The 26,462-nt window shown below is 68.8% G+C and carries 24 protein-coding genes and 4 pseudogenes; 13 read left to right on the top strand and 15 right to left on the bottom strand.

Annotation, left to right across the window (positions count from 1 at the left end):
• Positions 1–467: 467 nt before the first annotated feature.
• Positions 468–1,064, bottom strand: coding sequence for a TetR/AcrR family transcriptional regulator (locus ABD340_RS23465; protein WP_344591611.1), 597 nt, complete (start codon positions 1,062–1,064; stop codon positions 468–470).
• Between the two features lie 195 nt (positions 1,065–1,259).
• Here ABD340_RS23465 and ABD340_RS23470 point away from each other — a divergent pair.
• Positions 1,260–1,829, top strand: a pseudogene (locus tag ABD340_RS23470) (SDR family NAD(P)-dependent oxidoreductase); the annotation flags it as partial.
• Positions 1,830–2,030: 201 nt separating this feature from the next.
• Positions 2,031–2,768 (top strand): SDR family NAD(P)-dependent oxidoreductase, encoded by a 738-nt coding sequence (locus tag ABD340_RS23475; RefSeq protein ID WP_344591612.1) that lies wholly within the window; start codon positions 2,031–2,033, stop codon positions 2,766–2,768.
• Between the two features lie 10 nt (positions 2,769–2,778).
• Here the strand turns inward: ABD340_RS23475 and ABD340_RS23480 are convergent.
• Positions 2,779–2,971, bottom strand: a pseudogene (locus tag ABD340_RS23480) (IS982 family transposase); the annotation flags it as partial.
• A 343-nt stretch (positions 2,972–3,314) separates the two neighbouring features.
• On the opposite strand from ABD340_RS23480, the gene ABD340_RS23485 reads away from it, so the two are divergent.
• Positions 3,315–3,968 (top strand): class I SAM-dependent DNA methyltransferase, encoded by a 654-nt coding sequence (locus ABD340_RS23485; RefSeq protein WP_344591614.1) that lies wholly within the window; start codon positions 3,315–3,317, stop codon positions 3,966–3,968.
• Positions 3,969–4,328: 360 nt separating this feature from the next.
• On the opposite strand, the gene ABD340_RS23490 is transcribed toward ABD340_RS23485, so the two are convergent.
• The 3 genes from ABD340_RS23490 to ABD340_RS23500 all read right to left on the bottom strand — a co-directional run bounded on the left by ABD340_RS23490 (position 4,329) and on the right by ABD340_RS23500 (position 8,627).
• Entirely contained in the window at positions 4,329–5,909 is a 1,581-nt protein-coding gene (locus tag ABD340_RS23490) for an alpha/beta hydrolase (protein WP_344591616.1), read from the bottom strand.
• Positions 5,910–6,779: 870 nt separating this feature from the next.
• Positions 6,780–7,088 (bottom strand): hypothetical protein, encoded by a 309-nt coding sequence (locus ABD340_RS23495; RefSeq protein WP_344591617.1) that lies wholly within the window; start codon positions 7,086–7,088, stop codon positions 6,780–6,782.
• 219 nt (positions 7,089–7,307) lie between these two features.
• Positions 7,308–8,627 carry an alpha/beta hydrolase gene (locus ABD340_RS23500; protein ID WP_344591618.1) on the bottom strand — a complete coding sequence of 440 codons (1,320 nt, stop codon included), beginning with the start codon at positions 8,625–8,627 and terminating at the stop codon, positions 7,308–7,310.
• A gap of 177 nt (positions 8,628–8,804) precedes the next feature.
• Between ABD340_RS23500 and ABD340_RS23505 the strand changes: the two genes are divergently transcribed.
• The 3 genes from ABD340_RS23505 (at position 8,805) to ABD340_RS23515 (ending at position 10,914) form a co-directional block, all read left to right on the top strand.
• Positions 8,805–9,071 (top strand): hypothetical protein, encoded by a 267-nt coding sequence (locus ABD340_RS23505; RefSeq protein WP_344591620.1) that lies wholly within the window; start codon positions 8,805–8,807, stop codon positions 9,069–9,071.
• A 344-nt stretch (positions 9,072–9,415) separates the two neighbouring features.
• The gene (locus ABD340_RS23510; RefSeq protein ID WP_344591621.1) at positions 9,416–10,045 is read left to right on the top strand and encodes a hypothetical protein; all 630 of its coding nucleotides are present in this window, start codon (positions 9,416–9,418) and stop codon (positions 10,043–10,045) included.
• Positions 10,045–10,914 (top strand): NAD(P)H-binding protein, encoded by an 870-nt coding sequence (locus ABD340_RS23515; RefSeq protein ID WP_344591622.1) that lies wholly within the window; start codon positions 10,045–10,047, stop codon positions 10,912–10,914. Before ABD340_RS23510 ends, ABD340_RS23515 begins: the two co-directional genes overlap by 1 nt.
• Positions 10,915–11,282: 368 nt before the next feature.
• Here the strand turns inward: ABD340_RS23515 and ABD340_RS23520 are convergent, their stop codons facing one another.
• Complete coding sequence (locus ABD340_RS23520) at positions 11,283–11,669, bottom strand: winged helix-turn-helix transcriptional regulator (protein WP_344591623.1); 387 nt, start codon at positions 11,667–11,669, stop codon at positions 11,283–11,285.
• Positions 11,670–11,769: 100 nt separating this feature from the next.
• Here ABD340_RS23520 and ABD340_RS23525 point away from each other — a divergent pair, with 100 nt between their 5' ends.
• Together ABD340_RS23525 and ABD340_RS23530 are read left to right on the top strand one after the other, a co-directional pair.
• A complete protein-coding gene (locus ABD340_RS23525; protein ID WP_344591624.1) occupies positions 11,770–12,444 on the top strand; it encodes an NADPH-dependent F420 reductase in 675 nt (224 codons plus the stop codon).
• A gap of 915 nt (positions 12,445–13,359) precedes the next feature.
• Positions 13,360–14,763: a DUF1996 domain-containing protein gene (locus ABD340_RS23530; RefSeq protein ID WP_344591625.1), complete on the top strand. Its 1,404-nt coding sequence runs from the start codon at positions 13,360–13,362 to the stop codon at positions 14,761–14,763.
• Between the two features lie 234 nt (positions 14,764–14,997).
• On the opposite strand, the gene ABD340_RS23535 is transcribed toward ABD340_RS23530, so the two are convergent.
• The 6 genes and pseudogenes from ABD340_RS23535 to ABD340_RS23545 form a co-directional block, all read right to left on the bottom strand.
• Positions 14,998–15,417 carry a Rossmann-fold NAD(P)-binding domain-containing protein gene (locus tag ABD340_RS23535; protein ID WP_344591626.1) on the bottom strand — a complete coding sequence of 140 codons (420 nt, stop codon included), beginning with the start codon at positions 15,415–15,417 and terminating at the stop codon, positions 14,998–15,000.
• A gap of 104 nt (positions 15,418–15,521) precedes the next feature.
• A pseudogene (locus ABD340_RS48020) lies at positions 15,522–15,653 on the bottom strand (FAD-dependent oxidoreductase); the annotation flags it as partial.
• An 87-nt stretch (positions 15,654–15,740) separates the two neighbouring features.
• On the bottom strand, positions 15,741–16,598 hold the full coding sequence (locus tag ABD340_RS23540) for a hypothetical protein (RefSeq protein ID WP_344591627.1): 858 nt from the start codon (positions 16,596–16,598) through the stop codon (positions 15,741–15,743).
• Between the two features lie 106 nt (positions 16,599–16,704).
• A complete protein-coding gene (locus tag ABD340_RS48025; RefSeq protein WP_425547425.1) occupies positions 16,705–16,992 on the bottom strand; it encodes a transposase family protein in 288 nt (95 codons plus the stop codon).
• A 181-nt stretch (positions 16,993–17,173) separates the two neighbouring features.
• A complete protein-coding gene (locus ABD340_RS48295; protein WP_486303563.1) occupies positions 17,174–17,281 on the bottom strand; it encodes a helix-turn-helix domain-containing protein in 108 nt (35 codons plus the stop codon).
• A gap of 158 nt (positions 17,282–17,439) precedes the next feature.
• Positions 17,440–18,687 (bottom strand): glycosyltransferase, encoded by a 1,248-nt coding sequence (locus ABD340_RS23545; protein WP_344591629.1) that lies wholly within the window; start codon positions 18,685–18,687, stop codon positions 17,440–17,442.
• 712 nt (positions 18,688–19,399) lie between these two features.
• Between ABD340_RS23545 and ABD340_RS23550 the strand changes: the two are divergent.
• Positions 19,400–19,714, top strand: a pseudogene (locus tag ABD340_RS23550) (nuclear transport factor 2 family protein); the annotation flags it as partial.
• A gap of 149 nt (positions 19,715–19,863) precedes the next feature.
• On the opposite strand, the gene ABD340_RS23555 reads toward ABD340_RS23550, so the two are convergent.
• Positions 19,864–20,739 carry a helix-turn-helix transcriptional regulator gene (locus ABD340_RS23555; protein WP_344591630.1) on the bottom strand — a complete coding sequence of 292 codons (876 nt, stop codon included), beginning with the start codon at positions 20,737–20,739 and terminating at the stop codon, positions 19,864–19,866.
• An 87-nt stretch (positions 20,740–20,826) separates the two neighbouring features.
• Between ABD340_RS23555 and ABD340_RS23560 the strand changes: the two genes are divergently transcribed.
• The 4 genes from ABD340_RS23560 (at position 20,827) to ABD340_RS23575 (ending at position 24,600) form a co-directional block, all read left to right on the top strand.
• Positions 20,827–21,576 (top strand): SDR family oxidoreductase, encoded by a 750-nt coding sequence (locus ABD340_RS23560; RefSeq protein ID WP_344591631.1) that lies wholly within the window; start codon positions 20,827–20,829, stop codon positions 21,574–21,576.
• Positions 21,577–21,917: 341 nt separating this feature from the next.
• Positions 21,918–22,127, top strand: coding sequence for a 4-oxalocrotonate tautomerase family protein (locus ABD340_RS23565; RefSeq protein WP_344591633.1), 210 nt, complete (start codon positions 21,918–21,920; stop codon positions 22,125–22,127).
• Between the two features lie 584 nt (positions 22,128–22,711).
• Positions 22,712–23,503: an HAD family hydrolase gene (locus ABD340_RS23570; protein WP_344591635.1), complete on the top strand. Its 792-nt coding sequence runs from the start codon at positions 22,712–22,714 to the stop codon at positions 23,501–23,503.
• 122 nt (positions 23,504–23,625) lie between these two features.
• Entirely contained in the window at positions 23,626–24,600 is a 975-nt protein-coding gene (locus tag ABD340_RS23575) for a helix-turn-helix transcriptional regulator (RefSeq protein WP_344591636.1), read from the top strand.
• Between the two features lie 140 nt (positions 24,601–24,740).
• Here ABD340_RS23575 and ABD340_RS23580 read toward each other — a convergent pair whose 3' ends face one another.
• Together ABD340_RS23580 and ABD340_RS23585 are read right to left on the bottom strand one after the other, a co-directional pair.
• Positions 24,741–26,090: a replication-associated recombination protein A gene (locus tag ABD340_RS23580; protein WP_425547426.1), complete on the bottom strand. Its 1,350-nt coding sequence runs from the start codon at positions 26,088–26,090 to the stop codon at positions 24,741–24,743.
• Positions 26,087–26,434, bottom strand: coding sequence for a methyltransferase family protein (locus ABD340_RS23585; protein WP_344591638.1), 348 nt, complete (start codon positions 26,432–26,434; stop codon positions 26,087–26,089). Before ABD340_RS23585 ends, ABD340_RS23580 begins: the two co-directional genes overlap by 4 nt.
• Between the last annotated feature and the right edge of the window lie 28 nt (positions 26,435–26,462).

Genomic DNA, 26,462 nt, shown 5'->3' on the forward strand with positions numbered 1-26,462 from the left:
ACTCGGCACGGGCCATCCACGCACCCTCTACCAGGCCATTGACGACTGACAGCCGCAGGTTCGCGCACGAAGGCGCGCCTTGGCCGACTCCTCTCGCTCAACATCGAGGACCTGGACCCCGAGTTCCGCCGCGCCCCGCGTCACCTCCAAGGGCGGCGCGATCGAGTATGTGCACTGGGCCCCCGGCACCGCACGGCTCCTGCCCCGCCTGCTCAAATCGGGCTGGTGCTCCTGGCCGACCACCGCGCCCCCAGCACTGTCCCGCGTGCACTGCGGCTGCCGATATCTGCCCGCCGACCTGGGCCGATGGTCCCACCCGGCGGCCGCGCGGGCGGACGGATCTTCCTGCGGTCGGCGACGGCGTGCCAGGCGCCGTCGTCGCCGCGTGAGTCAGTCGTCGTCGGGGGCACGAAGTTCGCGGACGCCGGTCGGGCCGAGATCGGGAGCGGTGAAGGAGTAGGTGCCGATCACGTTGATGTGCTTGCGGCCGATGGCGAGAGCGGCTGGATGAGTCCGGCTACGGCGGCGATCACCGCCGCCCTGCGGCCGGTGAAGGATTCGTGATCGGTCTCCGCCTGCAGCGCCTTCAATGACCAGGAGGCGGTGTCCCAGCTGATCACCATCGCGATCACCATGGCCATCAGCTCTATCGCCGGGATGTCGGCGCGGACGTGGCCCGCTTCTTGGGCGGCCTTGATCGCGGCGACGTTCCGCCGGTACTCCTTGACCTCGGCTTCGATGGGCCGCTGTCGCTCGAGCCCTGCCCACAGGTACAGCCGCCGCACGTGCGGCCGCTGCTCCAGCCGGTCGAACAGTGCGCCGGCGTAGCTGGGCAGGTGGCCGGCGTCGATCGAGACCGCCTCCGCCAACTCCACCATGCTGTCGGCGACGACCTTGTCGAACAGCTCTTCCTTGGTCCCGAAGTGCATGTAGATCGACCGCTTGTTGGCCGCGGCGGTCTCGGCGATGCGGTCGACCCGGGCGCCGGCCAGGCCGTACTTGGCGAACTCGTCGACCGCCGCCTTCAAGAGTCGCCGCTTGGTCTCGGTGGCATCAGGTGGCATGCGCTCATCGTACATAACCATCCAGATGTTTACATGCGGCCCGCGATGGAGTATGAATGCATCTAGTTAGTTACCTACGGGGGGCAAGCATGACCCGCACCTGGTTCATCACCGGCACGTCCTCCGGTTTCGGCCGGCCTCACCGAACAACTACTCGCCCGAGGGGACCGGGTCGCCGCCACCGCGCGGCGTCCGGAGACCCTTGACGACCTGGCGGACCGCTACGGCGAGCAGCTCTGGCGTGCCCCTCTGGATGTCACCGACACGACCGCGCTGCGCGCGGTCGTGGACCGCGCGTTCGCCGATCTCGGCCGGATCGACGTCGTCGTGTCCAACGCCGGCTACGGGCTTTTGGGGGCGCCCGAAGAACTCACCGACGAGCAGATCGACCGGCAGATCGCGACAAATCTCACGGGGTCGATCCAGCTGGCCCGCGCCGCCACCCCGCACTTGCGCCGCCAGGGCGGCGGGCGGTACATCCAGATCGCCAGCGTCGGCGGCCAGATCGCCTTCCCCGCCATGAGCCTCTACCACGCCACCAAGTGGGGAATCGAGGGATTCTGGGAGTCGTCCGCCGCCGAGCTCGCGCCGTTCGGCATCGGCGTCACGATCGTCGAGCCCGGCATGTCCCGCACCGACTTCGGCGCCGGCGGCTCGGTCCTCGGCGCGCCGCTGCCCGAGTACGCCGACGGTCCGTCAGGGCGGCTGCGACGCGTGCTCTCCGGCGAACTACCGCCGCTGCCCGCCCCCGGTGACCCCGCGTAGATCGCGGCGGCCATCATCGCCTCCGCCGACCGGGCCGAGGCGCCGCTTCGGCTGACGCTGGGCTCCGATGCCTACGAGCTGGCAACCGCCGCCCTGCGCAACCGTCTCGAAGCCCTGGAGGCCGGGCGAAGCCTCGCCTACTCCACCGACGCCGACGACGTCGCCCACACCCCCGCCACCAGCGACTAAAAGGAGCTCGTCATGTTCGACTTCACCGGCAAGACCGTCCTCATCACCGGCGCCTCCGGCACCCTCGGCGCGACACTGTCCACCCGATTCGCCCAGGCCGGCGCCAACACCGTCGTCGCGGCCCGGACCCGATTCGACGAGGTCGCCGCCGAGACCGGTGGCAGAAACCTCGGAGTTCGCCTCGATGTCACCAGCGAGTCCGACTGGGCCGAGGCGATCACCCGGGCCGAGGAACACTTCGGGCCGCTGGACATCCTGATCAACAACGCCGCCTACCTGCACGTCGGCACAACGGAGAGCATCCCGGTCGACGAGTTCCGGCGCGTGGTCGACACCAACCTCACCGGCGCACTGCTCGGCATCCGCGCCGCAGCCCCATCGATGCGCAAGGCCGGCGGCGGGGTGGTCGTCAACGTCAACTCCATCGCCGGGCTCGCGGCCGCTCCCGGCCTCGTCGCCTACAGCAGCAGCAAGTGGGCGCTACGCGGCCTCATGCGCGCAGCCGCCAAAGAGCTGGCCCGCGACGGCATCCGCGTCAACGCCGTCCACCCCGATATCATCGACACGCCTCTCGCCTACGGCCCTGACGGCAACGAACTGGTACCGGTCGACAATTTCGCCATCCCCCGCCGAGCCACCCCAAACGAGATCGCCGACTTCATCGTTTTCGCCGCCTCCGACCAGGCACGCTTCGCAACCGGATCCGAGATCGTCGCGGACGGCGGCTTCGGGCTCGGCGCCATCGCCTGACAGTGACTCCTCATGGACGTAGGCGATCAGTGAGCGGGTGACCGGTGCGGTGGTTGTGCCAGAGCGCCGCCGTCATGGCCAGGATCCGCTGGGCGACGCGGACGGCCGCGCCCTCGAAGACGCGGCCGCCGTGTTGCTCGATCAGCTGCTTTGAGCAGGTGCTCGCCCGCGCGGGCCGGTTCACTGCGCATCGATGGCCGCAGCTGGTGGTTGGATTCTTCGGCGATTGCTTCCGGGACCCCGCCTAGACAGCAGGTGCGGGGATGGTCATCACACCTCTACTCCGCCGGACATTGGTTTTGCTTTCACGCCGCCCCGGCGCCCCTCCCGGGCCTCTGTTGCCTCGGCTCGGGGAGATGGTCGAGTCCGCCGAGCGCATCGTGTAGCGGCGGGGCCTGGAGGGTTCCGGTAGTCCTGTCGAAAGATCGGTCGGATTCGGGCCGTGCGTGAGTGCTGGGGCAAGCGGTTTCGGACGTGCGGCGTCTGGGCCGCCGGGACGGGCTGAGAACCGCGTCCGTCGGACTACGCGGACTAGGGTCGTCAACCATGATCGAGTCTTCCTCCCTGGACACCACCCGGGCGGCCTACGACGCCGTCGCCACCCTTTACGCCGAGCTGTTCCGCGACTCGGTCGAAGGCCATCCGCTGGACCGCGTCCTGGTCGCCGCGTTCGCCGAGTTCGTACGAGCCGCGGGCGCCGGGCCGGTGGCCGACCTCGGATGCGGCCCCGGCGGCGTTACGGCGCGCCTCGCCTCCCTCGGTGTGACCGCCTTCGGTGTCGACGCGTCGCCGGCGATGATCGAGCTGGCCCGCCAGGAGTTCCCGGACCTGCGGTTCGACGAGGGCTCGATGCTCGCGCTGGACATCGCGGACGGCACGCTGGGCGGCGTTCTCGGCTGGTACTCCATCATCCACACGCCTCCGGAGGACCTGCCGGTGATCTTCGCGGAGTTCGCACGGGTGCTGGCGCCGGGCGGTCACCTGCTCGTCGGGTTCTTCGCGACCGACGACGACTCGCCGCACCCGGCCGAGCCGTTCGACCACAAGGTCTCTCTCGCCTACCGGCTCTCCATCGACCACGTCGCGGACCTGGCGTCCAAGGCCGGGCTCACGGAGGTCGGCCGGCTGCGCCGCGAGCCGGGTGAGAACGAGAGGTTCCAGCACGGCCGTCTCCTCGCCCGCAAGCCGACGGAGTCGTAAGCCGGGTCAGCAGGTGGCAACGCTTCAAGCATGCCCGCCACTCGCCTCCGCACGGACTCGAACTCCTCTTCACCCAGCGGCGCCTGGGTGAAGAGGACCTGCCAGTCGAAGGCGCCCTTGGTCACCTGCAAAGTGTCCAGGTACTCGCGTCCATTCGCGCACCGTCCAACGCTTGTTGATCGCCTAGCTGGACGAAACGTGATCAACAAGTTCCAGCTCAACCGCTCATTGAGAAGGAGCCGCACCGGATGAAGATCGTGCGATAGGCAGCTCGGCGGCATCCCCACCGTCCGACAACGGGCTTGCCCCGGCGGCCCCTTCCCTGGCCATTCCGGCCGTACCGCTTCGGCCGCTGACCGATCATCCCGCGGCGACCGCATTGCCGCGGCCCGTCCTGCATCTGATCAAGCGCGGCGGAGCCCACCGACTCGTAAGCCATCCACCTGGATGGACGTGATTTTCGGCAAGCGCAACGCTGCCGCCGCAGCCCTGGGACTCGGCTGCCGAGATCGGCGGCGTGTCCTGTCGGCACACGGTTCCGGCCGGGGGGAGGGTGCCATCGATGAAGTAACGGCTCTCGTGCTTGTTGATGCAGCTGCTGGGGTTGATCAGTGCGGTGTGCCCATACCCGCGGTTGGTGAGCAGGCGGGCGTTGGCCAGCTCACTGGCCATGGCCTGCGAGCCCGAGTAGGGGGTGGCTGGGTCGTAGGTGGTGCCGACCACCAGGACGGGGTGTGCCGTCGGTTTGTTCCACGGGCCGCGATAGCGGTTGGCCGCTATGGCCGGCCAGGTGGCACACGGCTCTGCGGCCCAGGTCCAGAAGCGTCCGGCGTCGCCCGCACGGGTGGCACTGGCCTCCTCCAGGGCGTGGTAGGCACCGGGGTCACGCGGATTGGGGCTGTCGCCGCAGAACACCGCACCCGCCTGTTCCTCGCCCAGGTACGGATTCGGATTCGGGACCGGTTGTGCGGGTGGGGGTGGGAACGGCTCCGGGACGCGCCCCTGCCACAGGTCCTGCAGCCTGCCGGCGAGGTCCATCCATCCGGGGTGGACGGTGTAGAGGCTGTTCACTGCGTCACCGACCGTACGGCCATAGGTCCACGTGCCCACCGGATGCTCCCGGAGGCGCCGCATCAGCTGGTCGAACTTGTCCCGGGTCGCTTTCGGGCCGCCGGCGGAGAAGGCGCAGCCGGCGGTAGTCGTGGACCCGCACAGGGCGAGGAACTGGTCCAGGGTCGCGGCCGCGCTGAGGTCCGCCCCCATGCGCAGGAGCGTCGGGAGCCGGGGGGCGTCGTTGGCGTGGTTCGTCCAGGCCTGCGGGTCGATATTGCTGTCGAGGGTCATGGCGCGGACCTTGCCGGGGAAGACGTTGGCGTAGGTGGCGCCGAGGATCGTGCCGTAGGAGATCCCGAGGTAGGTGAGTCGTGGGTCGCCCACCGCCTGGCGGAGGTGGTCGAGGTCGCGAGCGCTGTCGACGGTCGACACATGACGCAGGAGTTCGGGGTCGCGCTGCTGACAGCGCCAGCCCAGATCCTTGTACGCGGCAATCCAGGTCGTCCGCTCCTGTTCGCCCACAGGGAAGCCGGCCGGTTTGCTCGAAACCCAGGCGTCGGCTTCCTTGGAACTCTCGAAGCAATTCACCGCGGTGCTGCTGCCGACCCCGCGGGGGTCCCAGCTGACGATGTCGAACCGCTCCCGCACCTCCCGCGGGAAGAGCTCGTAATTCTGTGGCATCTGCACCGTCCCGGGCCCGCCGGGGCCGCCGGGGTTGAAGAACAGGGTGCCGATGCGCCGCCCGGGGCCGGTTGCCTTCCGTTTGACGACGGCCAGTTCGATGGTGCGACCACCTGGGCTGTCGTAGTCCAGTGGTACCTTCGCGGTCGCGCAGTCGAACTGACTGCCTTGAACGCAGGGGCTCCAGTCCAGTCGCGGGGCGGGCACCGAAGCTGACGGTCTGCCGGCCGCGCCGACGTGAGGCCCGTCGCATGCCGTCGAGCAGACCACCGCCACGGCGATGACCGCGGCAGCACCTCGGCGAGCCGCCCGGGGTCCTGATCTGGGCATGCGCTGTCCTTCCTTTCATGGCTGAGCGCCCGATGCCACCAAGGCTCTGGACGTCGGCACATATCCGTGTCGACAAGACCGCGGACCGGCAACGCGCGTCGGCCGGGTCGCATCCAGGCCCAGCGACTTTGGCCAGAGGCCCCGCAACCTCCCTCGCCGGATGGAGCGATCGCGGGACGGTCCAGTCTCACTGGATGTGCTGCACCTGCCCGACCACGGTCACCGGTGATGACCTGCTCGAGCGCTCACGGGTGATATGGCGTGACCGCGGCGGTGGACGTGCGAAACGACGGCAAATGACCGTTCGAAACCAAATCCGACACATGAACCATTCGCCGGAGCGTTTATCTGGCCGACCCTCACCACGCCCCCGCCATCGCCGCCCGCAAACGCGCCCATGCCAACGACCGCGGCTGGAGCAACTCCACCGACCTCGGCGGCATGATGGCCTTCACCCACCGCTATCTGCCCCGCTCACAGGACCATTGAGCGCACGTATCAGAACCGGGCTCGACCAGCCGCGTTAGGTGGTCGCCCTGGCTGACGCTGGCGTGGCTTCTCGTTCCGATGCGGCGGTCTTCTCCCGAGCGTGACCCAGCCGTCAGATAGCGGGTCGGTGGTTCTTCGTGGTTGTCACGGGTCGGGCGTTCGGAGTGGTAACGCCTGGTGGGCATGACCATCGGGCAGGGCGTCTTCTGATGTGAGAGGGAACGTCATCTCCCGGTGAACGGGCTCCGTGGCGGGTCATCACTGCCAGAAATAGCTGACCCGTACGCGCAGGGGGCTGTTCCATTCGATGTTGACCCAGGTCTGTACGCCTCCCTGGTAGGGCTGGATGTTGTGGACGGTCATGCGCGCGGCCCCGATCATCGGGGCGTTGTTGTGGTCCACCTCCACGATCGAGACGGTCACCAGCGTGGACGGTGTGAACGAGCCCAGTGTGGCGTTGATGATCACCTCTCCGTACGTGTCGAAGTAGGCGAAGCCGGTGGAAATCGCCTCGGCGGCACGCCTGGCAGTGGGCTCGATGGCGGTGTCGATCGTCTGCAGGGTCATGGCTGTTCCCTTTCGATGCCGTGCGCGCCCGCGTCACGAGCGACCCGAGCGTGACTATATGTACATCATCAGTCACTATCTGTAAAAATGGGGTGTGGTCTGCGTCCGCAATGCTTTCCGGCAGGTCTGAACGGTCGGCGCGGAATGCGTTCGGACGCACCTGGAACGACGGCATGCGTCTTGCCTGCGGTGATCCTGGCGGCCGTGCCAGTACCCGGCTCAGAGCTTGCACCGGGCCCCGTCGGCCGGGGACTTGAGGTCGATGAGGTAGGCGGCCACGGCCTTGTTGATGCAGGCGTTGCCGGGCAGGATGGCGCCGTGCTGCTCGCCCTCGACGGTGAGCAGGCTGCCGTTCAGGGTCTTGGCCAGGTTGATGCCGCCCTGGTGCGGGGTGATGGCGTCGCCGGTGACGGAGACGGTGAGTGTGTCGGGCAGGCCCTTGATGCCGGTGGCGTAGGGGTGGCCCAGGGTCGGCTTGACGGGCCACTGCTCGCAGCCGTCGCGCACCTCCCTGATCGGGTCGGAGTACGGCGCAGCCTTGTGCCACTCCCTTGCCAGCGCGGTCTCCTGCTCGGGCGTGCTGCGCTCCTCGTCCAGGCAGTTGATCGCCATCGTGGCCTCGGACGCGGCGGAGTAGGCGCCGTCGGCGGTCCGCCCGTGGGAGCTGTCGCGCAGCTTCAGCAGGGTGTCGCCCTTGCCGGCCTTCAGCTCGGCGATGCCCGCGATCGCGGTGGGCCGGCTCGCCTTGCTGTACAGCGCGGTGTCCACCCCGTCGACCGCCTGCCTGAACGTCAGCTCGCGCCCGTCGGAGGTCCGCGCGGGCTTGTCGATCAGCGGCCGGAGGAGTTTCTGGAGCTCCTGGGTGGCGCGCTCGGGATCGGTGCCGAGCGGGCAGTCCTGCTTCTGCTCGGTGGCGCAGGCGGCGGCCAGGCGCTCGAACGCGGCCTGCATCCCTGCGGCCTGCTGGAGGCGCCGCTTGCGGGTGCCGTTGAGGTTGTCCACCGCCGCGTCCAGGACCAGCGCGCGGACCTTCTTGGGGAACATCTCCGCGTACACGGCGCCGAGCCGGGTGCCGTAGCTGCTGACGGCGTAGGAGAGCTTGTCATCGCCCAGGGCCTGGCGCAGCACGTCCATGTCCCGCGCGACGTCGCGGGTGCCGACGTGCGCGAGCACCTGCTTGCCGCCCGAGCGCTTGGCGCACTGCTTGACGAGCCGGTGGGTCTGCTGCTCGGTCCAGACGTCCAGGCCGGCGGGGATCGTGGTGAGTTTCGCGTCGCGGTCGCGCGCGGCGTCGGTGTGGCAGTCGAGCGCAGGCTTGGAGGCGCCGACGCCGCGCGGGTCGAACCCGACCAGGTCGAAGCGCTCGGTGATCGGCGATCTCGCCCACGCGGCGGTCAGGGCCGCGTGATCGGTGCCGGGGCAGCCGGGACCGCCGGGGTTGAGCACGAGCGACCCGATCGGATCCTTGCCGCGCGCGGGCACCCGCAGCAGCGCCAGCTCCGCCTGCTTACCCTCCGGCTTCTGGTAGTCGAGCGGCACCTTGAGCCGCGCGCACTCGGGTGCTCGCCAGCATCTATGGAATGGTGTTTCCAGGCGATCCCATCCACGACACGGCCTTGCCCGCGCGGGACCGACTGGTCGGCTGCCTGCGGCAGATACTTGCGCCTGTCGGGACCGGGAAACAGGCGAGGCAGGCATGGGGACAAGATCTACGAGATGCTCATCGCTCCCGAGCCGACCGAGGAGTCCCGAGCGGCGTACCTCGCCCTGGAACGGCAAACGCAACACCGCGTGGAGCATTGGTTGTCCGTCCTCGCCGACGAAGGATCACTCCCTGACGGCGACAACGCTCAACGCGCGAAGTTCCTGCTCACTGTCATCAACGGTCTCTCGGTCGAAAGGGCACTTCCAGGCTCGGAGTCTCTCCTCGCATCCGAGACCGCAACCTTGTTCGCTGCCGTCGACAGCGTTCTGAGTGGCTGAGCCGAGTGCGCCGTCCGTCGCCGGTGGCGAGCCGCCCGGCCGCCCACCCGTGAGCGCGGGCGGCGGCGGTGAGCAGGTGCGGCAGGGGGCGTTCACGGGGTCTCCTGGAGTTCGGCGCGGCGGCCGCCGGACGGCTCCGGCACGTGCTTGTACAGCGTCGACCGGAGTGTCTCGTTGAAGGTCCCCCGAACGGAACGGCCACCAGCGGGTCACCACGCCCGGGATCGTGATCAACCTCAGCGACGACCACCGTTCTTGGATTCTTCGCCCCCCAGGAACGTGGGTGGTGGTTCATGCCACCGGGGCTTGACGTCAAGTCAACTTGAGCTTCTAGCGTGACCATCATGAACAGCGCATCAAGGGTCGTGCCTGGAATAGATCGCCCGGACGTCGGCACGGTCATGTCCAGCGAGTGGACCGTGCACAGCCCACAGCGCCAGCGCAAGGCGCTCGACTTGCAGGCCGAGGTCTGGGGCGAGGCCGACTGGCCGGAGGGTCTCCACAGTTACACCTTCTACGCCGGCACGGACGGCTCCACGATCCTGCACTACTCCCAGTGGAGGGACGACCAGGCATACCGGGACTTCGTCGAGAGCGGCCGCAAGCCGCGCATGGAGCGCGTCGACGCCGCCGTTCCCGGCATCGAACGGCATGATCTCGCCTTCTACCGGCTGCACCGGAGCCTGACGATCGGTTCCGACGAGCCCGGGATCGTCGTCACCGAGTTCGTCGCGGCCGGGGGACCCGACGACGCCCGCCGCCGGGTCGGCACGATGGCCGACGCCCGCGAGAAGGCCCGACCGTCGGGGCTGCTGACCGCCGGCTTCCATGTCAGCTCCGATGGCAGCCGGATCCTGGACTACTCCGAATGGACCGATGATGCGGCCTTCGAGGCGTACCTGGCGCCTCAGCAGGACACCGGTTCCCGCCGGATCAAGCGCTTCCGTCCGTACCGCAGCCTGCGGGGCGCCTGATGATCCTCGTGACCACCGCGACCGGCAAGGTCGGCCGCCACGTCGTCGACGGCCTGGTGGCCGCGGGGACGGACGTCCGCGCCCTGACCCGGTCGCCCGAGAAGGCCGGACTGCCGTCCGGTGTCGACGTCGTGCGCGGAGACCACTCCGACCTCGACGTCCTGAAGCAGAGCCTGGCCGGGGTGGACAGTGTGTTCCTGGCGTGGCCGTTCGGCTCGCCCGAGGCCGCCGTCCCCGTCGTCGAGACGATCGCCCGGTACGCACGCCGCGTCGTGCTGCTCTCCTCGATCACCGTACGCGATGACGTCCAGGAGCAGACCGACCCCATCGGAGCACTCCATGCCGCATTAGAGCGGCCGATCGAACGGTCCGGCCTGCAGTGGTGCTTTCTGCGGCCCGGGACCTTCGCCGCCAACACGCTGGCCTGGGCGCCCGAGATCCGCGCGGAGGGCGTCGTCCGGGACGTCCACGGCGGCGCCTCCATGCCGCTGATCCACGAACGTGACATCGCCGAGGTCGCCGTACGCGCGCTCACCGAGGACCGGCACGCGGGGAGCAGGTACGTGCTCACCGGGGAGGAGGTCCTGTCTCAGGCCGAGTCCGCCCGGACGATCGGCGAGGTGATCGGCCGGCCGGTGCGCTGGGAGGAGATCTCGCGGGAGGAGGCCAGGAGGAAGAGGCTCGCACACGGGCTGCCGCCGTCCTTCGTGGACTTCATGCTCGACGGGTACGCGGCGATGGTGACCGATCCGGCACCCGTCACCACGACGTTCAAGGACGTCGCGGGCATCCCTCCTCGCGCGTTCCGGGAGTGGGCAGCCGATCACGCCGCCGACTTCCGCGGCTCCTGGGCGTCACCGGACAACTGATCGCCGCGGCCGCCGCCCTTGTCAGGCTGAGCGCGTCTCAAAACAATCTGGATCCGAGGCGCGATGGGAGGGGCGAGGTGTTGCCCAGGTGTTGCCTGTCCCAGACAACACCTGACACGGCGCCCTTCTCCCGAAGCTGTCCCCAGCCGCCGGGCCTGTAACTCGTCGAGGAGGACGCGGTGACGCAGGAGATGGAAGCCTCCCCGGCCGTACATCTGCCTCTTGAGAGGTTTGGTCTTTATCTGTAGTCAAGCGCTGTCCAGCTCTGCTGGTTGGCGGCTTGCGGCCCGACAGGGCTCCCCCGGTCGACTGTCAAGCGGACTCTTGGTGAGAGCAGTGACCCGGTTCGTTGAGCGTCGCCGTGGTGGTCACCCGCGGGTCGATTGCGTCCGGGCGGCGCGTTCTTGGGCGTCGAGAAGTTCGTCGCCGTGCTCGATAATCCAGCCTCCGAGCGCCATCATCGGGCCATCAACCAGGCTCTTGCCCAGGTCGGTCAGGCTGTAGTCGACACGAGGCGGGGCCGCGGCGAAGGCCCGTCGCTCGACCAGGCCGTTGGCGAGCAGGCGGTGCAACGTCTCGGTCAGTACCTTGTCGCTGATGCCGCCGATCGCGGTGCGCAGCTCGCGGCGTCGACGCGGACGCGAGCGCAGGGCCGCGAGTACGACGGGATCCCATGTGTGGGCGAAGAGGTCGATGGCCGCGCGCAGGCGGCAATCGGCGACCAGTTCGTAGCAGTGTCCTTCGTGATCGCTCATCTCGCCTTCCATTGTCGTGCGTTCATTAGGCACCGATCGGTGCGTAACGGCCTTACTACCGTGGCTGCCCCAACGATCACTGCACGAGAGGGAAGCAACGATGCGAATCGGGATCTTGGGAACCGGAACGCTGGCGGAGTCCCTGGGTGAGGGCTGGGCGCGCGCAGGACATGATCTGGTGATCGGTGGGCGGTCGCAGGCCAAGGCGCAGAAGCTTGCTGATCGGCTTGGCCGGGGTGTGCGCGCTGCCGCGCCGCGTGAGGCGGTCACTGGACGGGATGCGGTGCTGCTCGCGGTGTCGTGGGACGGCGTCGATGAGATGCTGCAAAGCGCGGGCGCGTCCGAGGGGTCGCTGGAGGGGACCCCGTTGATCGATCCCATCAATGCCGTCGAGCATGGCGTCGGTGTGTCGCTGACCGGCCGCGGCGAGGCGATGGCGGAGCGGATCGCCGCACTGGCTCCGGGAGCACATGTCGTCAAAGCCTTCCACCTGTTTCCGGCCGAACAGTGGACCAGCGCGCCCGGCCAGGACGAGCAGCCGGTGACGGTGGCGATGTGCGGCGACGATCCGGCAGCGCTGCAGGTAGTCGGTGAGCTGGTGCGCGATGTCGGCGGTGCGCCGGCCGTTTTGGGCTCGCTCGATCGCGTTCCTCAGCTTGAGGAGGTCGCGGGTTTCGTCATCGGGCTGGCTTTCGCCGGCTTCGATCCCGCCTCCGCCGTTCCGCACGTCCCGTCACTGGCAGCGCCGCCACCCGCTACGGAGTCCCCTGTGTAGGGCCTTGGCGGGCATCGACGATCGGCAGGAGCGTGGCGGCAGCCGGTGCAACTGTTGGCGCGGCGTCGGCCCGGCCGGGCTGGGGACATCGGCCAGCCGCCCGAGGAGATGGTCGAGAGCGGCCTCACGATGCCGAAGTCCAGGCCGCCGTCGACGATCACCACATTGGGGGTTGATGTCGCGGCACACGATATCGACTCTGTGCACGTCGGCTAGGACCGCAGCGATTGGACGCTGCCCACGACACGGTCGGCGGCGCGGTGGCGTTCCAGAGCGTCGAGCTCCGCCGCCTCGGAGCTGTCTGGCGTGGCCGGGCCCGCCCCGGACCTTTGCCGAGCATGTGGCGCATTTGGTCCGTTTCGGGAACCGGCTGCCAGTGGTCGAGCTGACCGGTGCGCTGGCGGCGGTACCGGCCGGGCGCGGTTTGAACGGCTGTGTTCTTGGCAGTCGTTGAACGCACCACCGTGATGGCACGTACCAACGGTGAAATCCCGGAGTCCACCAATCCGCTGCGACAAGACTCGCAAATGGGGGGCCGCCCGCGCCGGCGCGGTCGGTCTGTGCAATGCGCTTTCGCGTAACGGAGTTCCCCTCCGTCCGCCTCCTCGGGTCAGAGGGTGACGGCCCGCGCGGCAGGAAGCCGGGTGATTATCAGGATCCCGCGCGGGCCGTCCGCCCTCGGATGACGTGCATGTGACGTCGCTGAGATTAGACCCGATAGGGGCCTTGGGCGGGTTCTTAAGGCTCACTTGACCTACCGCTGAGCGCCACCTAAGCGCGCATCGCCGTTCCCAGCGGCTTGGTCACGCAGTGTGAATTTCGAGTTCGCGTTGAACCCCCCTTGGATCGGGGCCCGTACCTGCTGAACGGAGCCGGGTGCCCTTCCTCACACCCTTAACAAGGAGGGAGCGCCGCATGCGACACGCACGGCGATCGCGAAGACTCTTCAACGTCATCGGCCTCACCGCCGGTGGCGGCATACTGCTGGCCCAACTGTCCGGCATCGTCCCGGCGAACGCCTCGTCCTGGACCGCCGCCGCCCGGGCGCAGACCGTCCAATGCCCGGACGTAGCGTCCGGCTTGCCTGCGGTTCCGGCGCAGGCCCGCGCCGAGGTGGATCGCAACCTGGCCCAGCTCAACACGCAGATCCAGGAGGCCAACCAGCGGCTGGCCGCGACCGCGAACCAGGGCGGGCCCAACTTCGCGCAGAACGCGATCGTGGGGCCGCTGCGCGACAAGCGCCTCGCCGCGATCAACCGGATCGCCACCGCGATCGGCCGCGTCGCGGAGCGCCCCGCCGGGCTGGACGCCCTGGCCACCTGCACCGTGGCCGGCACGCCCGACGCCGGCGCGGGCCAGGGGAACGGCGCGGGCAACGGCGCCGGGGCCGGCCAGGGCAACGGAGCCGGGCAAGGCAACGGAGCGGGCCAGCCTCCTCAGCAGGGACCGGTCGCGAGCGACTTCGTCGACATTCGCAAGGTCCGGCCCAACGTCAAGAACGCGCGTCCCGGGCGCACCGGCTCACGCGGAACCTTCACCACCCGGTGCGGCCGCAACGAGAACGGGAAGTTCAACTCCGACAACGTGATCGCCGCTCCCGGCGTGTCCAACGGCGCCCACCACGTCCACGACTATGTGGGCAACCAGGACACCAACGGCTTCTCCACCGACGAGAGCCTGGCCGCGGCGCGGACCACCTGCACCAACGGCGACAAGTCCACGCACTACTGGCCGGTGGTCCGGCTGACCAACGCCGGTGACGACGTCGACGCCGACAAGCCCGGTGGTGGCCTGGACGGCAACGTCGGCAAGATCCAAACCCCGGCCCGGGTCAATCTGACGTTCAGCGGCAACCCCCGCGGCAAGGTCTCCGCGATGCCGCGGTTCCTGCGCATCATCACCGGGGACGCCAAGTCGTTCACCAACGGCACCGCCAACGCCCGCGCGTCGTGGACCTGCAGCGGGTTCGAGAACCGGCGGCTGACCGACAAGTACCCGCTGTGCCCGCGCGGCAGCCAGGTCACGCGGATCCTGGAGTTCCAGAGCTGCTGGGACGGCACCAACACCGACAGCGCCAACCACCGCACGCACGTGGCCTTCCCCGACGCCAAGGGCAACTGCCCTGCGGGCATGCGCGCCATCCCGAGGCTGGAGCAGCGCATCAGCTACAAGCTCCCGCAGGGACGGGTGTTCGCATTGGACAGCTTCCCCGAACAGCTGCACAAGCCCGTCACCGACCACGGCGACTTCATCAACGTGATGTCCGACAAGCTCATGCGCCGCGCTGTCTCCTGCATCAACCGCGGCCAGCGGTGCTGAACACCCGTCACTGAGTGAGAGGCCCGCCCGGCCCGGCCCGCCCACGGCCCGGGCCGGGCGTCGCCGGTACCGTGGACTCGCGACGCCCTGCTGAATCGTGGCGTTGGCCGAACCCGAACCGATCGACAGCACGTTGGCCGCCTCGACGGCTCGGCCGCTCGCGTGTACGGCAGAGCAGGACTCGGCCTCCTCCGCAAACGCGTTCTCCCCGCCGGCCAAGAAGACATCACAAGATCAGCGACAGTCGGCTGAGCGGAACAGGAACACCGCCAGCGCCTTGTCGTGGTACCGCATGATGCTCGCCATGTGGCCGGGGAAGTTGTACGTCGGGTTGTGCCGCTCGGCGCTGCCGACCGCGCCGGGCAGGTCCGCGATGGCCGCGTACACCCCGAGGTGCTTGCTGAACCGCGACTCGGGGCCGAAGGTCAGCCGCCGCACCATGGAGTGCAGCCCGTCCGCGCCGATGACCAGGTCGTACCGTTCGGCGCGACCGGACAGGAGACGCACGTCGACGCCGGTGCCGTCGTCCACTAGCGACTCCACGGAGTCGCGGAACAGCACGGTGGCGTCCGCCGGGAGAGCCTCGGCCAGGAGGTTCGCGAGGTCCTCGCGGGCGATCTCGATGTCGTCGTCGGAGTCGCTGGTCTCGGCCACCGGAGCCGCGCGAGAACCGTGCCGCCGGCGTCCACGAACACGCCGTTCTCGGCCATCCGCAGCCTCCGGTCGCGGATCCGGTCCAGCAGGCCCATTCTCTCCGTGACGTCGATCGGCGAGCCGTTGACCCGGAAATGCGACGAGTGCTCGACGAGTGTGACGCGGTGCCCGCGCGCGCCGAGGTTGACCGCGGCCGAGAGTCCGGCCACGCCGGCACCCGAGATGAGGATGTCCATGGTTCCCTCGGGTCATGCGAGATCATCTTCGATGAGGGCGAAGGTAATGACCAACCGGGCAGGGCGGGAGAACTGCGGGGATCCGGGTCAAAGATCTGTTGCTGCCGCCGCTTGTCGGGCCAGCTTGTTGGCCTCCTTCTTGAACCACTCGATGAACTCCTCCTGATAGCGCATGTAGGAGGAATGCACGTCGCCGTATCCCGAATATGGCACCGTCGTCGGCGCCAACGGTTCAGGCGGAACATAGCCGGGCGTAAAGAAGGCCACATGAAGTCGCTCATTCATTTTGCCGGCGACGAGAAAGGTTATGATCAGCGCTCTGATCCATTGTGGAGTCGTCGGAGCGAACTCCACGGCCAGCTCTCCACCCTGTATCTTCGCCCACACGGTGCCGTCCGGCCCCACAAATCGCACGGCGGCGTCCCCGGGATCCCAGCCGCGTTGTATCGCCGGCTTCGTGGCCGGTGCCCGCTGGACGATCTCGCTCACGATCTCCTGGTTCCGGTCACGCAAATGGAGCCGCCCCTGCATAGTGATAAATCCCTGGGCGTCGGTCGGCGGGTTCATTGCGAGAGTTTGGTAATGGTCGTTAGTGTAAAATCCCAGTATATCGCCAGTCGCGTCGACGACCGCGTATTGCGGGATGCACGGATTGCCGATCAGGCTGTCGCATCGGTCGACAAAGAAAGTTGTGGTGTTCCGCGCGTCCGACACCCTGAAGGTGATCCGCGGGATGTGATGCCGCTCCATCGGGCGGTATCGCTCCGGCCTGCCGGGGACTTTTTTCATTAACCGGCTGAACCAGCTCGACGTCTGCCCTTCGCCGACGGCGACCGGTGCGACGTCGGCGAGCACGGTGTCAGCACTCGAATCCCTCAACTGATAGTGCAGGTCATGCGGGGTCTCCACTACTTCCAGTCGCGGAGCCTCGAACAGGTTTGCCACAGTCGATCCCACCTTCGCGTGCGAGAACCGGTACACCAGGAGACTACAACCGCAGCACCGACCGCACCTGTGCCGAATTGTGCCGCACACTGAGGTGATTCCATCCTCATCCGGCCGGGTGGTGAAGGGCGAGAACGGCTTGGACAACAGCGGTCAGGCGGCTGGATGAGCACCGAGCTCTGCGCAGGATGTGCCATCCCTTGAGGATGGCTGCGCCGCGCTCGCCCGGTGCGCGGACCGTGGCGTGGCGGCGGTTGAACAGCTTCTTGTATTTGCCCAGCCTGCAGTGCTTTTTGCGTTTGCAGGGCGTGCCGATCGCACCGCCCGCGCGGTCAGTCCCGCCACGATGCCGTGCCGGCGCGCGGCGGTCAGGTCGTGAGTTGAGCCCGGCCATGACGCGCAGATCGGCTCGCCGTGCGGATCGGTGAAGAACTGCACGTTCATCCCGTGGCCCCGGTGCTTGGCCGAGTCGTACAGCCGGTCGTTGGCACCCCGAGAGCCGGTCGGTCGAGATGAGGGTGCCATCCAGGATGACGTAGGCCTTCTTGGCCGCGATGCGCAGCGCTTGGCGCAGGTCAGGTGTGCCAGTCCACCACCTCGGTGACGTAGCGGTGCGCTGTGGCGGCGCCGCCCCCGAACGCCGGCGCCAGGTCGGCGGAGGGCTCGTTCCGACGCAGCTGCACCAGCTCACCATCAGCCGCCACGACTACGCCCAGTTACTTTCACTTGGTCGCACGGACCAATTGGAGGGCCTGCTGGCCTGGTCGGGGGGCGGCAGCCCGACCAGGCCGCGGGCACGCGCGGACAGGTGGGGGGCCCGCCCGAGCGGCCTCCGGGGGGATCAGTCTGCGGACACCGCGGACGCACTCCGGCCGATCTTGTCGAGCAGGAGCTTCGCGGCCAGCTCCGCCCCGTCGGTGCGGACCGTCTCGGCCACTACGGCCGCGCGGGCACCGGTCGCGGGGGCCAGGGCGATCTCGAGTGCGGCCGCCAGCGACTCGGCGGTCGGCGTCGGACCGTCGTGTCCCGTGCCGATGCCCAGCTCGGTTACCCGGCCCGCCCAGTACGGCTGGTCCGCGACCTGGGGCACCAGCACCTGCGGCGTCCCGGCACGGGCCGCCGTCGTCGTGGTGCCCGCGCCGCCGTGGTGCACGACCGCGGCCACCCGGCGGAACAGCGCCTGCTGGTTGACCTCGCCGACGACGAAGCAGTCGTCCCGGTCGTCGATCAGGACCAGATCGGCCCAACCGCTCCCGAGCAGGACGCGGCGGCCCTGCGTCCGGACCGCTTCGATGACGGCCCGGGAGAGGTCCTGCGCGTTCGCGCCCCGCATCGGCATGCTGCCGAAGCCCACGTACACCGGCTCCGCACCGGCGGCCAGGAACGCCTCCAGATCGGCCGGGAGCGGGCGCTCGTCCGGCCGAATCCATGCGCCGGTCTGCGCCACGGCGAGCTCCGGCGTCTCCTGCCACGGGCCAAGGACAGGGTCGGTCGCCAGGAACGGGTGGTCAGTGAAGACGTGGTCCCGGATGCCGTCCACCGGCGGCAGGCCGACCGAGGCCCGATGGTTGTTGATCGTCTCGCCGAACAGCGCGTTCTTGTGCTCGGCGTTGAGGTCCCACAGTCCCCGGTTGTCGGTCACCCGCGCGGGGATCACCTGGCCCGGCCAGGGGGGAGGCGGGTGGTGCGGCGACGGCAGGTAGCTCGGGGACAAGGACGTGAACGCATAGGGCACGCCCAGTTTCTCGGCCGCCGTCCGCGCACCGGCCGCGGCCGGGAACGAGCCGGTGGCCACTACCGCGGCGCAGCCCTCGGACACCGCGACGACCGCCTCGTAGGCCGTGGCGGTCAGCTCGGCGGCGATGTCGGACAGGCCCGCCTTCGCCTTGCCGGGGACCGCCCCGGTCGCCAGCGCGCGGATCGGCCAGCCGACGGGGCTCAGCGGAACGTCGACACCGTTCAGCAGCTCCGCGAAGTCCGGCGGCGCGCACACCCGCACCTCGGCGCCGAGAGCCTGTAGCCGCAGGGCCAGCCCCATCATCGGCTCGACGTCCCCGCGCGACCCGTAGGTCACCAGCACAACGCGCATTCCGCGACTCCCACTTTCCGTACGTTCCGGCGTCGAGGGGTGATTGTGCGGTATGACCGGGGCCTTGTGGCAAGGCCCCCCATGTGCTATATATTGGTAGTGGCAAGGAGTGGATATTCCTCCTTGCCTTTTTCATTGCTTCGCCGCCCAGTAGGTAGCCCCAATACCCACTGTTCAGCATCTCGCCATGATCGTGCGGCAGTCCGTGGATAACCTGGAATCGCCCCTGTTCAGAGCGGGTCGGCCAAGCGTCAGAACTGGATGAGGGCCCTCAGGGTCGTACGCTCGTCCATGGCCTTATCCGCTGCCGGTCATTGGCATGGGCGGTGAAGTCGCAGCCGACCAGGCCGGGGAGCTGCTCCAGCATGGCCCGTAATGCTCTGCCTGATAGGGACTGGCGCTCCCCGTTTCCTCCAGGGCAAAGGCGAGACGGCAGTTTTCGAGTTTGAAGCACAGGAGGGCGTCGAGCAGTGCGGGTATGCGCTGAGCGGCGGAGTGGCGGGCCCCAGGGGCGGTGGGCCCGATTCGACGGCGTCCCTGATCGGTTCGAGTCGCGCCTCGTACAGGGCGCGGATCAGTCCGGTGCGGTCGCCGAAGGCACGGAAGAGCGTTCCCGGCCGCTGCCGCGATGTGGACCATATGGACGTCCTCGGGGCTCTCGCAGCGGGCGAAGAGGGTGTCGGCGGCCGCGAGGACGGCCCTCCGGTTACGGATGGCGTCCTTGCGAGGCTTGCCTCGGGCAGCGGATCTGGGCCGCCACAGCCTGCGACTGCTGCTGGACAAGAACATTCCCGGCTGGGTCGGCCTGTGGGCCGAGGACGGCATCGTGGAGTTCCCCTTCGCCCCCCAGGGCCGGCCCGAGCGTTTGGACGGCAAGGACGCCGTCGCCGCCTACATGCGCGACTACCCCGACCACATCGACCTGCGGATCCATCAGACCACCGATCCGGGGACCATCGTGGTCGAGATGCGCGGTGTCGGCCGCCTGGTGGAGACCGGCAAGCCCTTCGACACGACCTACATCGCCGTTGTAACTGTTCTTCGGCCATACCCGAGGGCGGCCTCCCGCAGGTTGTCGGCCTGCTGCGCTATGACGTTTTCTGCATGCGATTCCACTGGATCCGGCCGCCGAGCGCACCGTCCTCCTCGCCTTGCCCACGGATCCCCCGGCATTGTTCAGTTGGCCGGGTTTTCGAGTGTCGGCTCGGCGACTTCCTGGGTGCCGATGATCGAGAGCAGGTTGAGCAGGTCGGCACTGTCCGTGCCGAGTGCGGGGGTGAACCAGAGCAGTCGCTGTCGGCCATCCTCGCTGAACAGGTTGAGGCAGTTGACCTCGATCAGGCCGATCGTGGGGTGGATGAGGCGCTTGCGGTCGTCCCGCCTGAACGCGACGTCGTGGTCGGCCCACAGTGTGGCGAATTCGGCGGAGGTGTCGAGCAGCGAGCTGATCATGGAGCTTGCTTCGGTGTCCTTGGCGTCCCGCCGGGCGGCGGCCGCGCGTAGATCGGCGACGAAGGCGCGGGACTGGCCCTCGTGATCGGCTTCGGGGTAGAGCTGCCGGGCGTCGGGATCGGTGAACCACCGGTGGACGAAGCTGGCCCGCGCGCCCCGGAAACCGGATTGGTCTCCGAGCAGGGCCACCGCGAGCGGGTTCTGCACGAGGGTGACATGCAGGTCGGTGATCACCTGCGCCGGTGTCGATGTCAGGCGATCGAGGAGGTCGAGCATGCCGGGGTGCACGTGCGAGGCGGCTCCGCCCTGTACGGGGATCGGGCGATCCGCCAGGTGATACAGGTAGTCGCGTTCGTCGGCGGTCAGGCGTAGGGCCCTGGCGAGCGCCGCGAGCATCTGATCGGAGGGCTGGGATCCGGCTCCGCGTTCGAGTTCGTTGTAGTAGTCCACCGACGCCCCGGCAAGCTGGGCGACCTCGTCACGGCGCAGCCCGGGCACGCGGCGCCGGGGCCCGGTCGGCAGCCCGACGTCGCCCGGGCGGATGCGATCACGCCGCGAGCGCAGAAAGGTGCCCAGTTCGGTGTACTTCGCAGAAGCCATGCACTCCATTCTGCGCTCGGCCGGGTCACGGACCCAGGGGATGACATCCCCTGGTCATCCTGGTCAAGGCCGCGCATCGTGGAGGACATGACTACGGACCACCGAACTCATGCGCGGGTCGCCGTCGTGACCGGCGGATCGCGCGGCATCGGCCGGGCGGTCTGCGAAAGGCTCGCCCAGAACGGGCTGGCCGTCGTGGTGAACTACGCTCGCGACGCGGCGGCCGCCAAGGAGACGGTGGCAACGATCACCGCCGCCGGCGGCCGGGCAGTGTCCGTACAGGCGGACGTGGCGGACGAGAACGCCGTCACCGCGCTGTTCGACCGGGCGGAGCAGGAATTCGGCGGCGTCGACGTCGTCGTGAACGCGGCCGGCCGACTCGCCCTGTCCCCCATCGCCGACCTCGACCTCGAGGTGCTCGACGCCGTGCTGCGCACCAATCTCCGCGGCACGTTCGTCGTGGCTCAGAGGGCCGCCCGGCGACTGCGTGCGGGAGGCTCGTTCGTGGCGTTCTCGACCTCCGTGGTCGCCACCCGGTTCCCCGCTTACGGCGCGTACGTGGCGAGCAAGGGCGCCATCGAGTCGATCACGCTGATCCTCGCCCGTGAGCTGCGCGGCCGGGACATCACCGTGAACACCGTCGCGCCCGGCCCCACGGCCACGGATCTGTTCCTCGACGGCAAGGGTCCCGAACAGATCGAGCAGCTCGCCAAGGCCCCGCCCCTGGAGAGGCTGGGCACCCCGCAGGACATCGCCCGCGTCGTCGCCTTCCTCACCAGCTCCGAGGGGCACTGGATCAACGGCCAGATCCTGCGGGCCAACGGGGGCATGGTGTGAGCGGGCAGCCGAAGGTCGTGGTGGTCATTGGCGCCTCCAGTGGCTGCGGCAACCTCACCGCACGGGCTCTGGCCGGGGCCGGTCGCCGGCATGAGCCCCACCACCGGCCGCAACGCACCCGCCGTCGCCGCGCTCGCCCAAGCCAAGAAGCAGATCACGGCTGTGGAGTTGGACGTCCAGGACCAGGACTCGGTCGACGCCGCCATCGACCAGGTGACGGCCGAGCGGGGACAGCTCGATGTGGTGGTGCACTCGCCCCCCAAGCCGGCCTCTGACCACCGACACCAGCACGAACAGATACGTCCACGCCCGCAAAGGGCCCACTCCCAGGAGAGACCGCTATGCCTTTCGCCAACTTCAAGGTCCCCGCAGGCACCCTCACCGCCGAGGACAAGAAGAAGCTCGTTGAGCGCACCACCGACCTGTATGCGGAGATCTACGGTGAGCGGGCCCGCCCCACCACCGTTGTACTCATCGACGAAGTCGTCGACGGCGGCTGGGGCGTCGCCGGCAACGTCCTGACCGCCGCCATGCTCAACGGCGACGCCTGACACCGAGCACCCGGAGGATCTCGCGGTCCTCGCAGACCGCCGAGGGCCTCGGGGAATATCGGTACAGCCGTTGGCGCTGCGATTGATCACGATCCGGTCGTAGCCGCGAAGGCGTTGACACCGGGACGACCTGGACGCCGTCGAGGGCAGGCAGCGGGCAAGGAGTCGGCGCTGACGCGCAGTATGTAGCCCTGACCGCACCGCACGGTCAGGTCCGAAACCCTGTCCACGACGTCGGCTGGTCGCCGTGCGTGTGCCCGGAGTTCGGCACGCTGGTGCACGGTCTCGCCTTTCGGCGTGTTCCCATTTCCACCCCAGGCCAGGCATTGATCGTGCTTTTGGTCAGCTCGATCGGGCGGTTTCCCTTCGTTGCAGCTTCGCCGCGGAAGCCTTGACGTGCGTCCGGCTCCGGGCGGCGGACGGTCCACAACGTGGCGATGCGAGTCGCGAACAAAGAAGGGAGAACCCTAACTATGAGTTCGGTATCCGGAGAGTTACGGACCCGAGACGCTCCTCTCTACACCGGAGGAGACGTACGCTCCGCCATCCTCACGGATGCGGGGAAGGAAGGCTGGGACGCTCTCATGGAGCACCCCAAGAGGGCCGTCGTGTTGTGGGACCTCACCGGGACGCTGGTGGAGAACGTCCCGCCTGGGGGCACGCCGCGCGTTGACCCCGGCCTTCGCGAGGGGCTCCTCCAGATGGGGGAACTGTACGGCGTCGCTGGGATTTTGACGGGTTGGTCGGTCGCTCAAGTCGATGAACTCGACCTGACCGTCCGCAACTGTCACATCTTGGGGCAATTCGGCGCCGAGCACTGGCACAACGGTGTCCGCCCCCCGCTGATGCTGCCACCGTCCGGGCTGAGCACGGCCGCCGACAAGCTGCACAAGGTGGTGAAGGAACTCGGTCTGGACACCAGGCACATTCACCTCAAGGCGTACATGTTGGCCTTCCGGTACGCGGAAGACACCGACCCGAGGGTGGTCGAGCTGCTGCTCGCCCCGCTCAGGAAGGTGGCCGAGGCTGCCGGGGATCTGACGCTGCTGCACGACCCTGGCATGGTCAGGTTGGTCCCCGAGGAACTCGACAAGGGGATCTCGCTCCGGCGATTCCTCGAAAGGCTCGAAAGGATTGTTCCCCGGGAACCCTCTGCGGTCATGGTCGTGGGCGACGGCAAGCCCGACGAGGCCGCCATGGACGAGCTCGACCGTCTGCGCGCCGAGGGCGTGCCGACGCTCAAGGTGGGCGTCGGCGAGAAACTGCGGGACAAGGTCGACCTGTTCGTGGCCGGCCCGCCGCAGGGCGCATTGGCGCTCATCGACGCGATGTGCGCTGGTGGCGCGCCCGAAAGCGATGGCGTTGTAGCCGACTGACTACAGCGCCGTCGCCAAACCCCCAGTGGCCCCCGGCTATCCGGGGGCCACTGGCTTGACCGGGCCGCGAACGGTTAGCAATACACGACATCCTGTGTCGTGTATTCCTGTAGCGTTTTCGCATGCGCGCCGACCGGTTGGTATCGCTGGTGCTGCTGCTGCGGCAGCACGGTCGGCTGTCCGCGGCCACGCTTGCCCGCGAACTGGAGGTGTCCACCCGCACTGTGCTGCGCGACATCGAGGCGCTGTCGGCGGCCGGCGTCCCGGTCTACGCCGAACGCGGCCGGCACGGCGGTTTCGCATTGCTGCCGGGTTTCCAGACCGAGCTCACCGGACTGAACCACGACGAGGCGCTCGCCCTGCTGGTCGCCGGATCACGGCGCGGCGCGCAGGCGTTCGGCCTCGGCTCGGCGCTCGCTTCGGCCATGCTCAAGGTGGTCGACGCGCTACCCGAAAGCTACCGGGACACCGCGACCGGCGCGGCCCAGCGATTGCTCATCGACCCCGAGACCGACCTCCTCTCGCGCCGGCTGGTCGCTGAGGAGGTGCCCGACACCATAATGGCCGAGGTCCGGCGCGCGGTGTTCGCCGGACACAAGCTGCGCATCCACTACGCGGCTGTGGGCCAGACCCCGAAGTGGCGCACGGTGGACCCGATCGGCCTGGTCACCGTACGCGACCAGGGCTACTTGCTGGCCACGAGGTCTGGCGCGGACCGCACCTACCGGCTGTCCCGGGTCTTGGCCGCCCAGGAACTCCCCGAGCCCACACAGCGCCCGGACCGGGTCGATCTGGACCGGGCCTGGCAGGAACGCAGCACGCGGTTTCGGTCCGGCGGCGACCAAGTCACCGTGCTGGTGGTGATGAACCCGACGCGGCGGGAGGACCTGGTGAGCACCGCGCTGGCCGTCCACGCCGAAGAAACCGACGCAGACGGCCGGCTGCGGCTGGAGGTGACCTTCCAAGATTCACGACACGCCGAATGGGCGCTGTGGCAGCTCGCCACGAGCGCGGAAGCCCTGTCCCCGCAGTGGTTGCGCGCCGCCCTGCGCAACCGCGCCGCCGCGACCGCCGCCTGCTACGCAGTGTCATCCTGAGAGCAGTCGGCCCGAACTCGGGCCCGCCGAGCGTTCGCCTGGCCGGACTCGCCGTCGAGGCCATGGACGCCGACTGTCGCCATCCTGAACACCGGAAATCACTCACCTACCGGGTTCAGGTGGGATTGCGTCGGTAACATCTACCCGCCGCGGACGGCGCGGCGGAGCTTCGCGAGGCGCTCGTACAGGGTGCGTTCCCCGCCGTGCTGCGTGGGACGGTAGTAGTCCTTCCCCACCAGCGCGTCCGGCGGGTACTGCTGCTCCAGGACTCCGTCGGGGGTGGCGTGGGGGTAGCGGTAGCCAACCGCGTTGCCCAGCTTCTCGGCGCCTGCATAGCGGCCGTATCGCAGGTGGGCGGGCACGACACCGACGGCACCCGCGCGAACGTCGGCCATGGCCTCGTCGATCCCGACGATAAGCGTGTTCGACTTCGGCGCCGTGGCCAGGTGCACGGTGGCCTGCGCCAGGGCGAGGCGGGCCTCGGGCATCCCGATCATCTGGACGGTCTGGGCCGCGGCGACGGCGGCCTGCAGCGCGGTGGGATCGGCCAGCCCGACGTCCTCACTGGCGTGCACCAGCAGCCGCCGCGCGATGAACCGCGGGTCCTCCCCGGCTACGAGCATGCGGGCCAGGTAATGCAGCGCGGCGTCGGGGTCCGAGCCGCGAATCGACTTGATGAACGCGCTGATGACGTCGTAGTGCTGGTCGCCCTGCCGGTCGTAGCGCACTGTGGCCTCGGTGACGGCCCGCTCCACGGCCGGCACGTCGATCACCGAGCCGCCCGTGTCCGCCATTCCGTCGGCGCTCGCCTCCAGCGCGGTCAGCGCGCGGCGGGCGTCCCCGGCGGCGAGGCGCGCCAGTGCGTCCTCGGCCTCGGCCGACAGCGAGACCGAACCGTCGAGGCCGCGCTGATCCGTCACCGCCCGGCGCAGCAAGTCGCGGACCTCGTCCCCGGTCAGGGACTGGAGCCGCAACACCAGCGACCGCGACAGCAGCGGCGACACCACCGAGAACGACGGGTTCTCCGTCGTGGCCGCCACGAGCAGCACGAGACGGTCCTCGACGGCCCCGAGCAGCGCGTCCTGCTGGGTCTTGGAGAAGCGGTGCACCTCGTCGATGAACAGCACGGTCTGCTGGTCGTGTCGGTCGCGGCGACGGCGCGCGTCGTTGATGACCTCGCGTAGTTCCTTGACGCCGCTGGACAGCGCCGAGAGGGCGACGAAGTGCCGGGACTCGACGGTGGCGAGCAGGCGCGCGATCGTGGTCTTCCCGGTGCCGGGCGGGCCGTAGAGCAGCACCGACGCCGCCGCCCCGCCCTCCAACAGCCGCCGCAGCGGCGCACCGGGACGCAGCAGGTGCGCCTGGCCGACGACCTCGTCGAGCGTGCGCGGCCGCATCCGCACCGCCAACGGCGCGGTGGCCCGCACCCGATCCGCGGGCGGAGTGTCGGGCGCAGGCAACCTGAACAGCCCCTCCGTCTCGGCGGTCACCCCTCCCCCCTGCCATCGGTCGGAGGTCGCTTGGCGGTGTCCTCGTGCGGACTGAGATAGGCGTAAAACGACTGACTGTGGGCCACTTCAAAACCCGAGGGGGCCGTGCTCGCTTCGGTATTCCGGTAACCGGTCCGCTCGCTCCCCTCGAATACACCTCGCGTCAGGCGGTGAATACCCGCTTCCTCCGCCCCGGTCGATTCGGCGAGTTCGCCGCAGGTGGTCCGGCCGGCTTCGATAAAGTCCGGCAGTCCGAGTTCGACCGCGGTGTAGAGTGCCTGCGCCCTCCACCTACCGGGGATCAGGTCGACCACATCCCGAGTCGCCTGCATGCCGCCTGTCATCCCTATCTCCCGACAGAGTTTCCTATTT

The sequence above is a fragment of the Actinomadura vinacea genome, from assembly GCF_039532545.1.
In the GTDB taxonomy this organism is placed as follows: Bacteria; Actinomycetota; Actinomycetes; order Streptosporangiales; family Streptosporangiaceae; genus Spirillospora; species Spirillospora vinacea.